Raw genomic sequence first — 17,335 nt, 5'->3', positions numbered from 1 at the left:
CTTAAATTAGCTAATGGTTTGATATTCTTGCTGCAACAACACTTTCTTGTACTCTTTGGGGAATACCTTAACAAAGCTCAGCGATGCCGAAGCCCAGTTGTTTAATAATTGCTGGGCCAGCTTGCTTCCTGTTAAATTTATATGCTTTTTAAGCAGGCTTATAATGTGCTCTTCATCTTGTTGGGTCAATGGGTCAAGGTCAACCATTTCGGTGTTGCAGTTATCGGCAAAGTCGTTATCGGGGTTATAAATCCAGGCTAAACCACCGCTCATGCCTGCGGCAAAATTACGACCTGTTTTACCGATTATAAGGGCACGGCCACCGGTCATGTACTCACATCCGTGGTCTCCAATACCTTCCACCACAACGGTTGCACCAGAGTTACGCACCGCAAAACGCTCGCCTGCCATACCGCGTACAAACAGCTCGCCCGAAGTAGCTCCATACATGGCCACGTTACCTATAATGATGTTATCTTCGGAAGTAAAGCTGGCTTCTGCTTTTGGATAAATAGCCAGTTGCGCACCCGAAAGGCCTTTACCTACGTAATCGTTAGCTTCGCCTTCCAGTTCAAAAGCAATACCCTTAGCGGCAAACGCGCCAAAGCTTTGACCCGCCGAACCTTTAAATTTATAATTGATGGTATTTTCGGGCAAACCAACTGACCCGTATTTTTTAGAGATCTCGTTAGAGAGCAAAGTACCCACGGTACGGTCGGTGTTCTTCAACTCGAAAGAAGCGAATACCGGCGTTCTATCGGCCAGGGCAGGTTGTGCGGTTTCCAGCAATTGCCAGTCGATGATATTCTCCATACCATGATCCTGTTTTTCGCTGTTATAAAGTGTGTTGCCTTTAGCATTGGTAACCGGGTGTAATATACCCGATAGGTCCACCTTCTTGGCTTTCCAGCTTTGCAGGTTATCCTTAACGCGTAAAAACTGTACACGGCCAACCATTTCCTGTATGGTACGGAAACCCAGCTCGGCCATAATTTCGCGCATATCCTCGGCCAAAAAGCGGAATAAGTTCACAATATGCTCGGGCTTACCGCTAAACAGCTTACGCAGGTCAGGGTCTTGCGTGGCTACCCCCACCGGGCAGGTGTTTAAATGGCACTTACGCATCATAATACAACCACCGGCAACCAGGGCTGCCGTTGCAACACCCCATTCTTCGGCACCTAAAAGTGCAGCAATCACCAGGTCCCTACCGGTTTTCATCTGACCATCGGCCTGTAAAACCACACGGCTGCGCAGTTTACTGCGTACCAGGGTTTGGTGCGCTTCGGCCAAACCCAATTCCCAAGGCAAGCCGGCATGTTTAATGGAGCTAATAGGCGATGCACCCGTACCCCCATCATAACCGGCAATTAAAATTACATCGGCATGAGCCTTAGCTACACCTGCGGCTATAGTGCCTACACCCGCTTTCGATACCAGTTTTACATTGATACGTGCTGCACGATTAGCGTTCTTTAAATCAAAAATCAGTTGTGCCAGATCCTCTATCGAATAAATATCGTGGTGTGGAGGTGGCGAAATTAAGCCTACACCCGGTGTAGAGTGACGGGTTTTAGCGATCCAGGCATCTACCTTATGGCCGGGCAGTTGTCCGCCTTCGCCGGGTTTAGCGCCTTGTGCCATTTTTATCTGTAGTTCATCGGCATTGGTGAGGTAGTTGGAGGTTACGCCAAAACGTCCCGATGCAACTTGTTTAATGGCCGAACGCATGGAATCGCCGTTAGCCATTCTTTCGTAACGCATTTCGTCTTCCCCACCCTCGCCGGTGTTGCTTTTGGCACCAATACGGTTCATGGCAATAGCTAAGGTACTGTGAGCTTCGTGCGAGATAGAGCCGAACGACATGGCCCCGGTGGCAAAACGCTTCATGATGCTTTCAATAGATTCTACCTCATCAATAGAAATAGATTCGCGGTGATGCGTAAAATCCAGCAAACCACGGATGGTGTAATGCTTTTCGGTTTGCTCATTTACCAAACGGGCGTAGTTTTTATAAACCTCAAAGTTATTGGTGCTGGTAGCATGTTGCAGCAAATGAACAGTTTGCGGATTAAACAAATGTGCCTCACCCCTGCGTTTCCATTGATAGATACCACCCTCGGGCAATAGTTTCACTTCACCCTTGGAGGTGGTAAATCCAAATTTGTGCTTAGTTAACGCCTCGCGGGCAATTTCATCTAAACCTAAACCACCAATACGGGTAACCGCACCGGTAAAGTAACGGTCAACCACATCTTTGTTAAGTCCTAATATTTCAAATTGTTGCGATCCATGATAAGATTGCAAAGTTGAAATACCCATTTTTGAGAATATTTTGAGCAGGCCGTAATTAACCGCTTTTACATAATTCTTAGATAATGCCTTAACATCCAGCGGACTATCGATACTGCTATTGTTCTTCATGGTTTCGATGGTAGACAGGGCCAGGTAAGGGTTTATAGCCGTTGCACCAAAGGCCAGTAAGCTGGCGAAATGATGAACTTCCCAAACGTCACCTGCCTCAACCACCAAACCTACCGCGCCACGACGGCCCTTTTTAACCAGGTAATGGTGAACAGCCGATACAGCTAACAATGAAGGGATAGCCGCATGTTCGGAATCCAATGCGCGGTCGCTTAATATTAGTACCTCAAAACCGTCATCAACGGCATCTTCGGCATAACGGCATAAACGCTCAATACCTTTTTGCAGGCTACCCGGATGCCCGTCGGCCTTAAAATAGGTTTGTAACGTTTTAGCATGGAACAAGCCGGTATCTATACTGCGCAGTTTTTCTAACTGATGGTCACGTAATATGGGGTGCTTTAAGGCCACGCAATGGCAGTGCATTTTATCCTCATCAAGCAGGTTACCGTTGTTACCTATAAAAGTAGCTAAACTCATTACCAAACGCTCGCGGATAGGATCTATAGGCGGATTGGTAACCTGGGCAAAAAACTGCTTGAAATAACTGGACAAGTGCTGAGGCTTATCGCTCAATACGGCCAAAGGCACATCGGTACCCATGGAGCCGATGGGCTCCATGGCATCGGTTGCCATGGGTTTAATAATACCGTCAATATCCTCACGGGTATAACCAAACACTTGCTGGTAACGGAAAACTGACTCAGGCGCTAAACTGGTAAAAGCTACACGCGGCTCGGGCAGGTCTTCTAAACGGATCTTGTAATTTTCTAACCAACGGCCATAAGGCTGGCGCGAAGCCATTTCCTGTTTGATCTCTTCGTCGGTTATAATTTTGTGCTGTACGGTATCAATCAGCAACATTTTGCCGGGCTGTAAACGGCCTTTGCTTAATACCAGCTTTTCATCAATAGTTAATACACCGGTTTCCGAAGCTGCAATTACGCGACCATCGGTGGTAACCGTATAACGCAGCGGGCGCAGACCGTTACGGTCTAACAAGGCACCAACCAGTTTACCATCGGTAAAACTGATAGCTGCCGGACCATCCCAGGGCTGCATAATGGTGGCATGGTACTCATAGAACGCTTTTTTAAGTGGGTCCATTTGCGTGTTGCCATCCCAGGCCTCGGGGATCAGCATCATCATTACGTGTGGTAAAGAGCGGCCCGAGTGCTGTAAAATTTCAATAATATTATCCAGACAAGCCGAATCGGACTGGTTATTGTCTATCACCGGCAATAGCATTTCCATCTCTTCGCTGCTGAAATAACCCGAAGCTAACGATCTTACACTACTGAAGAACCAGTTTAAGTTACTGGTTAAGGTATTGATCTCGCCATTATGCGCAATTAAGCGGAACGGCTGGGCCAGTTTCCAGGATGGGAATGTATTGGTAGAAAAACGCGAATGAATTACGGCAAAGCCCGATACCAATCGCGGATCGGCCAAATCGGTAAAATACTGGCGTAACTGAAAGGTAGTAACCTGGCCTTTATATACAATGGTTTTGCAAGAAAACGATGGAAAATAAAAATGCTCTACTGCGGCAGGCAAGGTTTCGTTAACTGTTTTATTGATGAAACGGCGCAGTACGTATAACTTACGCTCAAAATCTTCGGTATTATGAATATGCGACGGCCTTGACACAAAAACCTGTTCGGCATCGGGCTCGGCACTACGGGCGGTTTCGCCAATTACAGAGGCGTTTACCGGTAATTTACGGAACCCTAACAGGTTAATAGCTAATTTTTCGGCAGCATTAACAATAATATTGCGGCAGGCTTTTTTCAGTGTCGAATCTTTTGGAAAGAAGATCATCCCCACACCATATTCGCCGGGCTGCGGCAAGCTCACTTCTATATCCGAACACTCTTCCATTAAAAATTCATGCGGCAATTGTATCAGGATGCCTGCACCGTCACCCGAATCGGGATCGCAGCCGCAGGCTCCCCTATGCTCCATATTTTCGAGCATGGTAAGGGCGTCATGAATTATCTGGTTGGATTTACTGCCGTTAATATTGGCAATAAAACCCGTCCCGCAGGAGTCGTGCTCAAATTCAGACCTGTACAGGCCTTGTTGGTCACTTTCTATTTGATCCATTTTAAAATAAAATATTGTAAAGTTGGGCTATTAGTACGAATATACTGTTTTAGCAATTTAAACGAAATTAAAATTGCTTTTTTATCAAATTTCAAAATATTATAGCTTAACAACTAAATATTTTTCAAATTTCATAACAGGTTATGAATATTTTTGAGGCATGCTAACCTGCATATCAGGCTGCTTTAACTTACCTTTGAACTTCAATATTACTAAAATGAATGTTAAAAACAAAGCGGTTTTTTTAGATAGGGACGGCGTATTAAATAAAGAATTGGGCGATTACGTTTGCCGACTGGAAGATTTTAAAGTGCTGGAACATAATTTTGCTGCCCTAAAAGAACTGCAAAAACGCGGCTATTTACTCATTGTAGCCACCAATCAGGGCGGCTTAGACAAGGGTTGGTACACCGAAGAACAATTAGCCGAAATGCACCAACATTTAAAAAACACTTATGCTGCGCACGGCGTAACCTTTACCGATATATATTATTGCCCGCACCACCCGCTGTTTACTGGTGCCTGCGAATGCCGCAAACCTAAACCGGGCTTGTTGTTACGAGGAATTAAAGAATACGATTTGGAACCCTCCCTATCCTATTTTATAGGTGACCGCGAACGCGACGTAGAGGCCGGCCAGGCGGCAGGTGTTACCGGAATCCTGATCAATAGCGACCAGCCCATTGGCGAGGTGTTGCATTTAATAAAATAGGAGGATTTCATAAATTCATAACTTAAAGCGTTATGATCTGCGAATGCTAACATCATCATGCTTACTTTATTGAAATATAATGACCCATCTATTTAGCCTTAAACATACCATACTTTAGTATACAGTAAATAGCCCTCACACCGTCTTTCCAACCTATCTTTTTACCTTCGTAATACGTACGGCCATAATACGATATACCTACTTCGTAAATGCGTATGTGCGGTATGCGTGCAATTTTAATGGTTACTTCGGGCTCAAACCCAAAACGTTTTTCGGTTAAGGTTACCCCTTGTATCATTTTGGTATTAAACAACTTGTAACAAGTCTCCATATCGGTTAAATTCATATTAGAAAACATATTAGATGCAAAGGTTAACCAGCGGTTACCAATGGTATGCCAAAAAAACAGGATACGGTGGGGGTTACTGCCCATAAAGCGTGAGCCATACACCACATCGGCAAACCCGTTAACAACCGGTTTCAGCAGGTCGTTATATTCAAAAGGGTCGTATTCCAGGTCGGCATCCTGTATAATGAGGTAGTCGCCTGTGGCCTTGGCTATTCCGGTATGTAATGCAGCTCCCTTGCCCATATTTACCTCATGCTTAAAGTACTGTATATCAAGGCCGGCATTGGTTTCCCGGTATAAAAGAATAGCATCTTCTGTACTATCGCGCGAACAATCATTCACAATAATCACCTCTTTTTGAATATCGTTGATCAGTTCTACCGCTTTTACTTTATCCAGAATAAGGTGAATAGTCCGGGCCTCGTTATAGGCAGGTATAATAATGGACAACTTATTAATAATCATAGGCAACAATTACAAAGCAAATGGTTTTTAATACAATATTGCTTTAAAACGCATTAAACGGCTGAATAGTTTAAATTATGCTCCCGGTGATGAAAGCAGGCATTTGTAAAAACACAAATGTAGCATCAATACCCCAACATTAGTAAAATTGCTTTACTTTAGTAGTTGTATAAAACTATTGACCGGCATGCTCGAAAATTTGGACTGGAATAATATAATGGTAATTGATATTGAAACCGTGCCTCAATACAGCAGTTACAATCAGTTGCCCGAGCACTTTCAAAAACTTTGGGATAAAAAAACACAATACCAGCGTAAGGAAGAAACGGCTGAAGATTTTTATAAAAACGCGGGTATCCAGGCCGAATTCGGAAAAATTATTTGCTTATCGGTAGGTATATTTACCAAGGGCGGCGGTTTCAGGATAAAGTCCTTCGCATCGCATCATGAGGCTGAACTATTAACCAACTTTGCAGGTATGCTAAGCAGCATGTCGGATAAACTGATACTTTGTGGCCATAATGCCAAGGAATTTGATTTCCCCTATATATGCCGTCGCATGCTGGTGAACGGCATTAAGCTACCTGTGCAGTTGCAAATAGCAGGCAAACGTCCATGGGAAATTTGTCACCTCGACACTATGGATCTGTGGAAATTCGGTGATTACAAAAATTTCACTTCCTTAAATTTACTGGCTGCTATTTTTAATATACCTACCCCCAAAGATGACATTGACGGAAGTATGGTAGGCAACGTTTACTGGGTTGAAAACCAGTTAGAGCGTATATGCGTTTATTGCCAGAAAGATGTGCTTACTACGGCACAATTGCTCAAACGCTTTAAAGGAGAGCAGCTTATTACCGACGAACAGGTAACTATTGTAGATCAATAATCTATAATAAATAACAGTTAATAACCGTTTCATATAACGTATAATTGAGCCGCAGATCTTCTTTATAATTATGCTTCAAATTAACAACCTTAGCATTCAGTTTCGTACATCAAACGGATGGTTTGAGGCGGTTAAAGGAATATCATTACGCATAAAAAACGGCCAAACGCTGGGTATTGTTGGCGAATCGGGATCGGGCAAGTCGGTAACGGCCTTGTGTATCATGCGCCTGTTGGATGAAAAGCAGACCCGCATATGCGGTGACATTATTTTTGATGGAATCAATATTACCCAGGCTGCCGAAAAACAAATGCAAGGTTTACGGGGTAACCGCATAGCCATGATCTTTCAGGAACCGATGACCTCGCTTAACCCGGTTTTAACCTGCGGCAAACAAATTACAGAGGCTATCATACTACATAGAAAGCTTAATAAGGCCGAAGCAAGGCAGCAAGCCATTAACCTCTTTACCGAAGTTCAACTTCCCCGCCCCGAGAGTATGTTCGATAGTTACCCGCACCAGCTATCGGGCGGCCAGCGCCAGCGTGTGATGATAGCCATGGCCCTATCGTGCAACCCCGAACTCTTGATTGCCGATGAACCCACCACCGCACTTGATGTAACGGTACAAAAAACAATTATAGACCTGCTACTCAAACTCAAAGCCGAACGCAATATGAGCTTACTTTTCATCTCGCACGATTTAGGTGTGGTAAGCCAGGTGGCCGATGAGGTTTTAGTAATGTACAAAGGCACTGTGGTTGAACAAGCAACGGTTAAAAGCATATTTACTAACCCGCAACATCCTTATACCAAAGGGTTATTAGCCTGCAGACCATCGGCAAGCCATCATCTTAAAACCTTACCTACCATAGCCGATTTTTTAAAAGTTGATGATAGCGGGCACTTAACCGGCACAGGTTTAACACTTGGCAGCGTACAAGAAAATTTTGCTTATCCTGAAATGGAGGCAAGGCAACGTAAACAGCTATTGTACAAGCAGGAACCTATTTTAAAGGTAAACAGTTTGTGTACCTGGTTCCCGGTCAAATCCGGCTGGTTTTCGTCCAAAAAAAATAATATTAAAGCCGTAAACGATGTAAGCTTTGAGGTATATCCGGGCGAAACATTAGGCTTGGTAGGTGAATCGGGCAGTGGCAAAACTACCATTGGCCGTAGTATATTACGCTTGATAGAACCTACATCCGGCAGTATTACTTTCAAGAATACTAATTTGCTCCAATTGAATACCACCGATCTGCGGCACATGCGCAGGCAAATCCAGATCATATTTCAGGACCCCTACTCTTCTTTAAATCCGCGGCAAACTATCGGGCAACTGTTAATGGAACCTATGCAGGTGCATGGCCTCCATGGTAACGATAGTACACGCAGCCAAAAAGTAATGGAACTGCTGCAAAGGGTAAATTTACTCCCTGAGCATTTTAACCGATATCCGCACGAGTTTTCGGGTGGGCAGCGGCAACGTGTAGTTATAGCACGTGCCCTGGCCCTGGAGCCGCAATTCATCATTTGCGACGAATCGGTATCGGCTTTGGACGTATCAGTACAAGCACAGATTCTGAACCTGCTCCGCCAGCTACAGCAAGACTTGGGTTTAACCTATATTTTCATCTCTCATGACCTGGCGGTAATTAAGCATATATCAGACCGTATTATGGTGATCAGCAAAGGGCAAATAGAAGAAATTGCCGAACCCGACCAACTCTACCATCATCCCAAAACAGCCTATACGCAAAAGCTCATCGCATCCATACCTGAAATTACACTTCCACAATAATTTGGATAGCAACATAAGGTGTTTTAGCTTTGCCATAACTATGCATGCATAGCTTAATTAAGTTTGTTGTGTATATTAGCACCCATACAGATTACGAATGTCTAAAAAGAAAAATATAAACCCATCTGTTAAACAAGTACTTACACAGCTTGTGTTGGATGTATTTGAACAGGACGGGAAAGAAGCATTAAATTACAAACAGGTTGCGGCCAAACTCAACATCCGTGAGCCCGAATCGCGCGAAACTATACTCGAAATATTAAAAGAAGAAGCCAGGAAAGATACCCTTCAGGAAATAGCCCCCGGTAAATTTAAAATACTGGAATTGAAAACCTTTATAGAAGGAAAGGTTGATATGACCAATGATGGCTCGGCATTTATTGTAACCGAAGACGAGTTTGAGAACGACATTTTTGTAGCCCCGCGCAAATTGCGCAATGCCTTGAATGGCGACCGCGTTAAGGTGTACGTATATGCTAAAAGCAAAGGCAAACGCAAAGAAGGCGAAGTAATGGAGATTATTACACGTGCTAAAATGGAGTTTACAGGCATCGTAAAACTATCGGAAAGGTTTGCCTTTTTTATCCCCGATGATAGAAAGATGCTGCACGATATATTTATTCCTTTAGGCGATTTAAACGGCGCAAAAAATGGAATGAAAGCCGTTGCCGCTATTACCGATTGGCCGCCTGAAGCCAAAAACCCCATTGGCCGTATTAAAACCATTTTAGGCGTACAAGGCGAAAACGATACCGAAATGAACGCCATACTGGCCGAATACGGTTTCCCACTTTCCTTCCCTGCCGAGGTTGAGCACGATGCCGAAGAAATATCGGATGTAATTACTAAAGAAGAAATTGCTAAACGCCGCGATTTCAGGAAGGTGCTAACCTTTACTATCGACCCTTTTGATGCGAAAGATTTTGATGATGCCATCTCGTACAAAAAACTGGACAACGGCAATTTTGAAGTAGGTGTACACATTGCCGATGTTTCGCACTACATTATTCCCGATTCGGCCCTGGATAAGGAAGCTTACGATCGCGGCACATCAGTTTATTTAGTAGACAGGGTAATACCTATGCTGCCCGAACGCCTGTCGAACGGATTATGTTCCCTCCGCCCGAATGAAGACAAGCTTTGTTTTGCGGCCGTATTTGAAATGAACGAAGAAGGTCATGTTATAAGCGAGTGGTTCGGTAAAACCATCATCCACTCCAACCGCCGCTTTACTTATGAAGAGGTGCAGGAAGTAATTGAAACGAGTGAAGGTGACTACGTTGAAGAAATTTTAAAACTTAACGCTCTTGCCTATAAACTCCGTGATGCTAAGTTTAAAAATGGTGCCATTAGTTTTGAAAGTAAAGAAGTTAAGTTTAAGCTGGATGAAACCGGTAAGCCTATTGGCGTTTATGTAAAAGAACGCAAGGATGCACACAAGCTGATTGAAGATTTTATGTTATTGGCTAACCGTAAGGTGGCCGAATTTATAAGCAAAAAAGGCAAGGGTAAAAAGAAATACACGTTTGTGTACCGTGCCCACGATTCGCCTAACCCCGAAACGCTGGGTAACTTCGCGCAATTTGCAGCTCGTTTTGGTTATAAAATTAACATGAAATCGGACAGGGAAATAGCCCGCTCATTAAATCATTTGATGGCCGATGTTGAGGGCAAAAAAGAGCAAAACGTACTCACTCAATTGGCCATACGTTCCATGGCTAAAGCGGTTTATACGACCAAAAGCAGCAGTCACTACGGTTTGGCCTTTGACCACTATACCCACTTTACCTCCCCCATACGCCGTTACCCCGATGTAATGGTGCACCGGCTGTTATTACATTACCTCAACGGTGGCGAATCGGTTAATGCCGAGCATTACGAGGTATTGAGCAAGCACAGTTCCGAAAAAGAGAAGAAAGCGGCCGATGCCGAACGTTCATCGGTTAAATATAAACAGGCTGAGTTCCTGAAAGACCATATAGGCAGCATGTACACCGGCGTAATATCGGGCGTTACAGAGTGGGGTATGTATGTGCAGATCATCGAAAATAACTGTGAGGGTATGATACGCCTGCGCGACATATCAGACGATTTTTATACCTGGGATGAAAAGAACTATGCTATTATTGGTCAGCGGAAAAAGAAAGTTTACCAGCTGGGCGATGAAGTGCGCATTAAAGTAAAAAACGTAGATCTCACCAAAAAACAAATTGATTTTTTGCTGGTGCAGGATTAATTTTGCCTGCACTTGCTATAAATATGAATACATTAAAAAACTTACAAGAGCTGATAGAGGATGCGGTACATGAACTGCAATACCCTGTTTACCCGCCCGAACTGTACGAGCCTATCACCTACATTCTATCGGTAGGCGGTAAGCGTATGCGCCCTGCCCTGGTACTTATGGCCTGTGATATGTTTGGTGGTAATGTAAAAGCCGCCATACCCCCTGCCTTAGCTATAGAGGTGTTTCATAACTTTACACTGGTACATGATGATATTATGGACAATGCCCCATTGCGCCGGGGCAAGGTTACCGTGCACGAAAAATGGAACCCTAATGTGGCCATCCTTTCGGGCGATGTAATGCTGGTAGAAGCTTACAAGCTGATGATGCAGGTTGATACATCCGTTTTGCGCCAGGTATTGGAGATATTTAGTAACACCGCCGTTGGCGTTTGCGAAGGTCAGCAGATAGACATGAACTTTGAACAACAGGCTGACGTTGAAATTGATGCTTACATAAATATGATTCGCCTTAAAACGGCTGTATTACTGGGTGGTGCTCTTAAAATTGGTGCTTTAATTGGTGGTGCAAGTTTAACCAATGCCGACCTACTGTGCACTTTCGGAGAACAATTAGGTATAGCATTTCAGCTACAGGATGACATTTTAGATGTGTATGGCGACCCCGATAAGTTTGGAAAGCAGGTAGGCGGCGATATTATCTCTAATAAAAAAACTTATCTGCTCATTAAAGCTTTAGAGCTGGCCGGCATTAACGAAAAGAAGATATTAAATAACTGGATCAATTCAGCCAACTTTGAGCCAACAGATAAAGTGAATGCTGTTAAAGCAATTTATAATAGCCTAAACATCCGGCAATATGCCGAGCAGGCTATGCAGGAATTTGCAGACAAAGCTTTTGTAGCTTTAGATCAAATTAATTTACCTGAAGACCGCAAGCAGTATCTACGTAATTTTGCAGATGGGTTAATGGTGAGGGAAAAGTAAACTTATTTTATGAAAAAATCATTATTTATAATTCTAATTTGTCTTTGCAGCTATACAGCTAAATCACAAACTGATACTACCGCAAAGCAAGAAGTTTTTTACACTGTTGATGTATTGCCTGAGTATCCGGGAGGTATCGAAAAAATGTACAGATTTATCAATAAGAATTTGAAGTATCCAAAGCAGGCCAAAGAAAATAGCATCATGGGAACAGTACAAGTTAAATTTATTGTTGAAAAAGACGGAACCTTGACTAATATTGAAATTAGTCAAGGATTAAATACCGAAATTGATGCAGAGGCTATAAGATTAGTAAGCTTGTTTCCCAAATGGCATCCGGGTCTGGCGGCTGGTATGCCAGCAAGAGTACAATATACGATTCCAATAAAATTTCCTCATAATTAGCAGGCGAAAAAGTTTAATTCATAAAAAAAAGGCTTACACCATTTGATGTAAGCCTTTTTTATGAGTTAATTTATTGCTAATTAAGCAACAACTTCTTCGCCTTCTGTAGCAGTTTCAGCTTTAGGGGCCTCTTCTTCTACTTTAGGGGCAGCAGCTTTTTTAGCTTTACCATTAGTTGGAGCAGCTATTTCTTCTGCCTCAAATGCAATGTTAACAACCGGAGTAATTTCTTCAGCTACTTCAGCAGTTTCGTATGGTAATACCGATACGTATGAACGGTTATCGGCTTTCTTTTTGAAAACAACCTGACCATCGATCAAAGCGAATAAGGTATGATCGCGACCGATACCTACATTCAAGCCTGGGTTATGACGGGTACCACGCTGACGAACGATGATGTTACCGGCAATTGCTACCTGGCCACCAAATATTTTGATACCTAAACGTTTACTATGGGATTCGCGGCCGTTTCTGGAACTACCCGCACCTTTTTTGTGAGCCATGTTTTAATATTTTATCGAAACTGTAAACAGCCCCGCGTTAAACCTTCAATTATAATGTGATGCCTGTAATGGTTATTTTGGTGAATTGCTGGCGGTGACCATTTTTCTTTTTGTAACCTTTTCTTCTTTTCTTTTTGAAAATAAGAACCTTATCACCTTTAACATGAGACACGATTGTTGCTGATACTTTAGCACCCTGTAAGGCACTACCTAACGAAAAACTACCTTCGTTTTCAGCCAACAATACTTTGTCAAATTCAATACTAGCGCCCTCATCTCCTTGCAAGCGGTGTACAAAGAGGTGCTGGTCTTTTGCAACTTTAAATTGCTGTCCGGCTATATCTACTATTGCGTACATTGTTTGTTAATTAAATTGTTTAAAAATTTGAGGTGCAAATATACGAATTGAAATTTTAAAAAGCAACGCACTCCATATTAATATTATCGCAATTATTGTAGGTCAAAATCTCTGTTTTACTTATTTATTGATGTTTCAGAATATATTTCGGTTCATCATTCCACCTGTTGCTTAATTTTCCAGATGCTTTTCGCGCTCGTCTAATATGGTTTGGATTTCTTTAATGAGGCGCAGGTTGGCATCCTTCAAATTTACATCGCCATTGTAAGCCTGGTCAAACAATACTTTTTTTACCTTATTTTTATATGCAAATTCTATCAGGTACCTGGGCGATTTTAATTTTTTACCCTGGTACGTATCACCTTCTTCTACAGCCGGAAAATTCCAGAAACCAAGGTCGGATGCTTTACGATGCAGGTATAATTTATCCTCATTGGTTATACGCATGGTCAGCTTTTTAAGTTTTCCACTACGGGTAACATATTGGTAAGCACTTGTTCTCGAGTCGTATTTATTAATCAGGCTATCACCCAGCCCGTATTCAAACCTAATGTATTGCAGATCGGAAAAGCGGTAAGGAGCATTTTTGATCATCATACCATAATAATATACACAATAGAACGCTATAGGCAATATTACGGTTAGTGCAAAAAATATCTTTTTAGATTTATCAGTCATGTAAATTTTACAGATTATGCTGTTTACTTGCAAAAATAGATCAAATGGAATAATTACACGGTCATATTCTTGTTCAGATTATAATTTTCTGAATTTAAAAATCAGCTGAATTTCCTTTAATGAATACTCAATTTGAAATTAAACATTCGAAATTTCAAATTAGTGCTTCAATTCTCCCTCCCACTTGCTAACAACGGCGGTTGCCATAGCATTGCCCAATACGTTGGTAGCCGAGCGGCCCATATCCAGCAGTGGGTCAATACCAATTAGTAATGCCAAACCTGCTTCGGGTATGTTAAACATGGCAATAGTGCCTGCAATAACCACTAAAGAAGCGCGTGGAACACCGGCAATACCCTTACTGGTAAGCATGAGCACCAACAACATGGATAACTGCTGACCGAACGCCAGGTGAATACCATACGATTGCGCCAAAAACAGTGAAGCAAAGGTCATGTACATCATAGAACCATCGAGGTTAAAGGAATAACCTAAAGGCAGCACAAAGCTTACAATTTTGTTATTACAGCCAAAGCGCTCCAGTTCCATTAATATGCGTGGATAGGCCGCCTCACTGGTAGAAGTGCTGAAGGCTACCAGCATGGCATCCTTTATACGGTTTACCAAAGTAAAGGCCCGTTTACGCAGCACCAGGAAACCGGCAAACAAAATCACCAGCCAAAGTACTACCAGCGAAAAATAGAACTCGCCAATGAATATGGCATAGGTAGATAATATGCCCAGTCCTTGCCGGGCTACCACTACGGTTATAGCCCCGAAAACGGCCAGCGGTGCTACCAGCATTACATAACCTGTTATCTTTAAAATTACATGGGCTATGGCATCCATCGCTTTAATCACGATCTCACCTTTTTCGCCAATAGCACCGGTAGCTACCCCGAAAAATAAGGCGAATACTACAATTTGCAGGATCTCGTTATTAGCCATAGCTTCTACAAAACTCTTGGGTACAACGTGTGTAATAAAATCACGAAGGGATAAGGCTGTTTTTTGAATACCTGTGCTAATATGACTATCGGGTAATTGAATGTGCATATTTTCGCCTGGTTTAAAAAAGTTGACCAATACCATACCCAACAGCAACGATACCAGCGTGGCACTCACAAACCACAGCATGGTTTTTCCGCCAATACGCCCTACCGCACCAATATCGCCCACTTTGGCAACACCTACCACCAGCGTAGTAAATACCAGCGGGGCCACTATCATTTTTATGAGCCTTAAAAATATATCGCTTAATATACTAAAGCCAACCAGTTTGTCTTCACGTATGGTATCGTTCTCTTTACGAATCTTTGCCTCGGTGCTGCGTTCGGCTTTCAGTGTAGCATATTCAGCTAAAGTTGTGTCGGTTAACTGTACAACACGTACGTCTATAGCCTTTATCCGGGTTTCGGCAGCGGCTATTTTTACGTTATAAGCATTAATCACATAAATATTGTACAAATACCCGGTTATAACACCGGCCAATAAGGCAATAAAAATAAAAAGGGTAAGTTTGCTTTGTTTCATGAAACTATTTGAGTGGCTAAGCTACAATTAAATCCTATTTCGGTAAAATTTAAAGTGAAGGTATGGGGTTAACAACCTACAATTTACAGTCGGTAAAAAAAGAATTACAGCATTTGAGCAGCAGTCAGCTGGCCGATTTATGCCTGCGCCTGGCTAAATATAAGAAAGAGAACAAGGAATTACTGTCTTATTTACTGTTTGATGCCGGTAACCACGAAAGTTATATAGGGGGCATCAAACAGGAGATGGATGATTTATTTAAAGAACTGCCGGCTCATTACTATTATGCGGCCAAAAGCATGCGCAAAATTTTGAAGCTCATTACCAAGCATACCAAATTCATGGCGTCGAAACCTGCAGAGATCGACTTACTGCTGCATTATTGCCAGCAGTATGTTACCCATGTTGATAAGCGTACGGGTTACAAACCGCTACGTCAAATACTTCATAAGCAATTAGAAAAAACGGCAAAGTTGATTGGCGCGTTACACGAGGACTTACAATATGACCACAAAGCCGGTTTTGAAAGGGCGGTACTGGAAGCCGATGAAAAGTTAAGCTGGATAAATAAAAACGATTACCTGTAACAATCGCTATCTTTCGGCTCTCTAAACCTTACAACTTAAAAACTATTTCAGTGGCTGATAAAGATGCTGCCTTCAGGCAGATATTTGAATCGAACTCAAAAAAGATATACCGTTTATGTTACGGTTATACCGGCGACGAAGATGCGGCGCATGACCTGTTACAGGAAACTTTTGTGAAGGTATGGCAAAACCTCGACAAGTTTCGTAACACGGCCATGATCTCTACCTGGATCTATCGTATTGCGGTAAACACGTGCTTAACGTATCTGCGGTCGGAGAAACGCCAGGCTAAAGAAGAACTCACCCCTCTATTGGCCGAAACCCGCAGGGAAGAATATTCGGAGAAAAACGAACAGGTAGCTTTACTTTACAAGTGTATAGCCCGGCTCGAAGAATCGGAAAGGATTATAATTACCATGGTGCTTGATGAACTGCCCTACCCCGAGATCGCCGAAATTTCGGGCATATCAGAAGGAAACCTTCGGGTAAAAATTCATCGTATTAAACAAAGGCTAACCGATTTATACAACCAATATGAAAGACTTTGATCACCTGCTATCGGTTTGGCAAGAACAACCAAAGCTGCCTAAGCTTTCGGTAGATGATGTGCTTAAACAGGTAAAAAAAGGAATAAATAAATTAGGAATAAGGGTGCTATGGAGCATTGTGAGTATATCGGTGGCTATTGCCACCACTGCGGGTTTAACGTTATTTGCCGTGTTTGAAAAGCGCCTGAGCTACATTGGCTTATTTGTTTTGCTTATTGGGATGATTGTTTACCTGGTGCTGCAAATAGGCGATTACCGTACCATTGCCCGGCACGACCTAACCCTTAACCCTGGCGCTTACCTCAACAGTTTAAAAGAGTACCAAAAACGCCGGGCTTATTTGTACGGACGTTTTTATTACGCCTTTGTGCTCATGATCTGCGTTGGGATCTCCTTATACACTGTTGAGGTTTTAAATAACAAACCCTTAGTATTCAGAATCATATATTACACCTTGTGCGCGGCATATGTGTTATTTTGTACATTTTATTTAAAGGACAAACTGATACAGCGCGAAGAAAAACGGGTTAGCTATTTAATTGAGCGGCTGGAGCGATTAGAAGAGCAATTTGAGTAAAGCCTCACCCCGCCCTCTCCAAAGAAGAGGATTTTAAACGCCCGTTTGGTATTTACGGCTGATCAAACAAATAGTGGCTTTTGCCTGCGTAGCAAACCAATAAGCCGAGTTATGCCGAAGTTCATCGGCATAACTTAATTTAATTTCACATGTAAATGGCAAA

General features: G+C 42.6%; 15 protein-coding genes. 9 read left to right on the top strand and 6 right to left on the bottom strand.

From position 1 onward, the window contains the following. Positions 1-6: 6 nt before the first annotated feature. A complete protein-coding gene (gene gltB / locus ACFQ3S_RS01315; protein WP_377160399.1) occupies positions 7-4,530 on the bottom strand; it encodes a glutamate synthase large subunit in 4,524 nt (1,507 codons plus the stop codon). Between the two features lie 217 nt (positions 4,531-4,747). On the opposite strand from gltB, the gene ACFQ3S_RS01310 reads away from it, so the two are divergent. Beyond that, positions 4,748-5,242: a D-glycero-alpha-D-manno-heptose-1,7-bisphosphate 7-phosphatase gene (locus tag ACFQ3S_RS01310; protein ID WP_377160397.1), complete on the top strand. Its 495-nt coding sequence runs from the start codon at positions 4,748-4,750 to the stop codon at positions 5,240-5,242. 88 nt (positions 5,243-5,330) lie between these two features. On the opposite strand, the gene ACFQ3S_RS01305 is transcribed toward ACFQ3S_RS01310, so the two are convergent. Continuing rightward, entirely contained in the window at positions 5,331-6,056 is a 726-nt protein-coding gene (locus ACFQ3S_RS01305; protein ID WP_377160395.1) for a glycosyltransferase family 2 protein, read from the bottom strand. 187 nt (positions 6,057-6,243) lie between these two features. Here ACFQ3S_RS01305 and ACFQ3S_RS01300 point away from each other — a divergent pair, with 187 nt between their 5' ends. The 5 genes from ACFQ3S_RS01300 (at position 6,244) to ACFQ3S_RS01280 (ending at position 12,388) form a co-directional block, all read left to right on the top strand. Next, on the top strand, positions 6,244-6,948 hold the full coding sequence (locus ACFQ3S_RS01300; RefSeq protein WP_377160393.1) for a 3'-5' exonuclease: 705 nt from the start codon (positions 6,244-6,246) through the stop codon (positions 6,946-6,948). Between the two features lie 70 nt (positions 6,949-7,018). Further along, complete coding sequence (locus ACFQ3S_RS01295; RefSeq protein WP_377160391.1) at positions 7,019-8,749, top strand: ABC transporter ATP-binding protein; 1,731 nt, start codon at positions 7,019-7,021, stop codon at positions 8,747-8,749. A 97-nt stretch (positions 8,750-8,846) separates the two neighbouring features. Beyond that, a complete protein-coding gene (gene rnr, locus ACFQ3S_RS01290; protein WP_377160389.1) occupies positions 8,847-10,985 on the top strand; it encodes a ribonuclease R in 2,139 nt (712 codons plus the stop codon). A gap of 23 nt (positions 10,986-11,008) precedes the next feature. Then, positions 11,009-11,983: a polyprenyl synthetase family protein gene (locus ACFQ3S_RS01285; RefSeq protein ID WP_377160387.1), complete on the top strand. Its 975-nt coding sequence runs from the start codon at positions 11,009-11,011 to the stop codon at positions 11,981-11,983. Between the two features lie 9 nt (positions 11,984-11,992). Then, entirely contained in the window at positions 11,993-12,388 is a 396-nt protein-coding gene (locus ACFQ3S_RS01280) for an energy transducer TonB (protein ID WP_377160385.1), read from the top strand. Between the two features lie 80 nt (positions 12,389-12,468). Here ACFQ3S_RS01280 and rpmA read toward each other — a convergent pair whose 3' ends face one another. The 4 genes from rpmA to ACFQ3S_RS01260 all read right to left on the bottom strand — a co-directional run bounded on the left by rpmA (position 12,469) and on the right by ACFQ3S_RS01260 (position 15,460). Further along, positions 12,469-12,891, bottom strand: a complete 423-nt coding sequence (gene rpmA, locus ACFQ3S_RS01275) for a 50S ribosomal protein L27 (RefSeq protein WP_377160383.1) — start codon at positions 12,889-12,891, stop codon at positions 12,469-12,471. A 49-nt stretch (positions 12,892-12,940) separates the two neighbouring features. Next, the gene (gene rplU / locus ACFQ3S_RS01270; protein ID WP_377160381.1) at positions 12,941-13,249 is read right to left on the bottom strand and encodes a 50S ribosomal protein L21; all 309 of its coding nucleotides are present in this window, start codon (positions 13,247-13,249) and stop codon (positions 12,941-12,943) included. Positions 13,250-13,420: 171 nt separating this feature from the next. Then, positions 13,421-13,927 carry a hypothetical protein gene (locus ACFQ3S_RS01265; RefSeq protein ID WP_377160379.1) on the bottom strand — a complete coding sequence of 169 codons (507 nt, stop codon included), beginning with the start codon at positions 13,925-13,927 and terminating at the stop codon, positions 13,421-13,423. Between the two features lie 159 nt (positions 13,928-14,086). Beyond that, positions 14,087-15,460 carry a dicarboxylate/amino acid:cation symporter gene (locus tag ACFQ3S_RS01260; protein ID WP_377160377.1) on the bottom strand — a complete coding sequence of 458 codons (1,374 nt, stop codon included), beginning with the start codon at positions 15,458-15,460 and terminating at the stop codon, positions 14,087-14,089. Positions 15,461-15,522: 62 nt separating this feature from the next. Here ACFQ3S_RS01260 and ACFQ3S_RS01255 point away from each other — a divergent pair, with 62 nt between their 5' ends. Genes ACFQ3S_RS01255 through ACFQ3S_RS01245 form a run of 3 tightly spaced genes read left to right on the top strand, consistent with a single transcriptional unit; the run spans position 15,523 to position 17,172 of the window. Continuing rightward, positions 15,523-16,047, top strand: coding sequence for a hypothetical protein (locus ACFQ3S_RS01255; protein ID WP_377160375.1), 525 nt, complete (start codon positions 15,523-15,525; stop codon positions 16,045-16,047). 50 nt (positions 16,048-16,097) lie between these two features. After that, positions 16,098-16,595, top strand: coding sequence for an RNA polymerase sigma factor (locus ACFQ3S_RS01250; RefSeq protein ID WP_377160373.1), 498 nt, complete (start codon positions 16,098-16,100; stop codon positions 16,593-16,595). Then, positions 16,582-17,172 (top strand): hypothetical protein, encoded by a 591-nt coding sequence (locus ACFQ3S_RS01245; protein ID WP_377160371.1) that lies wholly within the window; start codon positions 16,582-16,584, stop codon positions 17,170-17,172. The genes ACFQ3S_RS01250 and ACFQ3S_RS01245 overlap by 14 nt, the downstream gene beginning before the upstream one ends. Positions 17,173-17,335: the final 163 nt, after the last annotated feature.

The sequence above is a fragment of the Mucilaginibacter terrae genome (assembly GCF_042679325.1).
GTDB lineage: Bacteria > Bacteroidota > Bacteroidia > Sphingobacteriales > Sphingobacteriaceae > Mucilaginibacter > Mucilaginibacter terrae.
The sequence above is the reverse complement of the archived record's forward strand: the minus strand, read 5'-3'. Positions and strand labels throughout refer to the sequence as shown.

Bases quoted from the DNA above. Each gene is read 5' to 3' on its own strand.
- rnr (WP_377160389.1), top strand. From the start codon at position 8,847: ATGTCTAAAAAGAAAAATATAAACCCATCTGTTAAACAAGTACTTACA.
- ACFQ3S_RS01260 (WP_377160377.1), bottom strand. From the start codon at position 15,460: ATGAAACAAAGCAAACTTACCCTTTTTATTTTTATTGCCTTATTGGCC.
- ACFQ3S_RS01300 (WP_377160393.1), top strand. From the start codon at position 6,244: ATGCTCGAAAATTTGGACTGGAATAATATAATGGTAATTGATATTGAA.
- ACFQ3S_RS01245 (WP_377160371.1), top strand. From the start codon at position 16,582: ATGAAAGACTTTGATCACCTGCTATCGGTTTGGCAAGAACAACCAAAG.
- ACFQ3S_RS01280 (WP_377160385.1), top strand. From the start codon at position 11,993: ATGAAAAAATCATTATTTATAATTCTAATTTGTCTTTGCAGCTATACA.
- gltB (WP_377160399.1), bottom strand. From the start codon at position 4,530: ATGGATCAAATAGAAAGTGACCAACAAGGCCTGTACAGGTCTGAATTT.
- ACFQ3S_RS01255 (WP_377160375.1), top strand. From the start codon at position 15,523: ATGGGGTTAACAACCTACAATTTACAGTCGGTAAAAAAAGAATTACAG.
- ACFQ3S_RS01305 (WP_377160395.1), bottom strand. From the start codon at position 6,056: ATGATTATTAATAAGTTGTCCATTATTATACCTGCCTATAACGAGGCC.
- ACFQ3S_RS01310 (WP_377160397.1), top strand. From the start codon at position 4,748: ATGAATGTTAAAAACAAAGCGGTTTTTTTAGATAGGGACGGCGTATTA.
- ACFQ3S_RS01265 (WP_377160379.1), bottom strand. From the start codon at position 13,927: ATGACTGATAAATCTAAAAAGATATTTTTTGCACTAACCGTAATATTG.
- ACFQ3S_RS01285 (WP_377160387.1), top strand. From the start codon at position 11,009: ATGAATACATTAAAAAACTTACAAGAGCTGATAGAGGATGCGGTACAT.
- ACFQ3S_RS01295 (WP_377160391.1), top strand. From the start codon at position 7,019: ATGCTTCAAATTAACAACCTTAGCATTCAGTTTCGTACATCAAACGGA.
- rpmA (WP_377160383.1), bottom strand. From the start codon at position 12,891: ATGGCTCACAAAAAAGGTGCGGGTAGTTCCAGAAACGGCCGCGAATCC.
- rplU (WP_377160381.1), bottom strand. From the start codon at position 13,249: ATGTACGCAATAGTAGATATAGCCGGACAGCAATTTAAAGTTGCAAAA.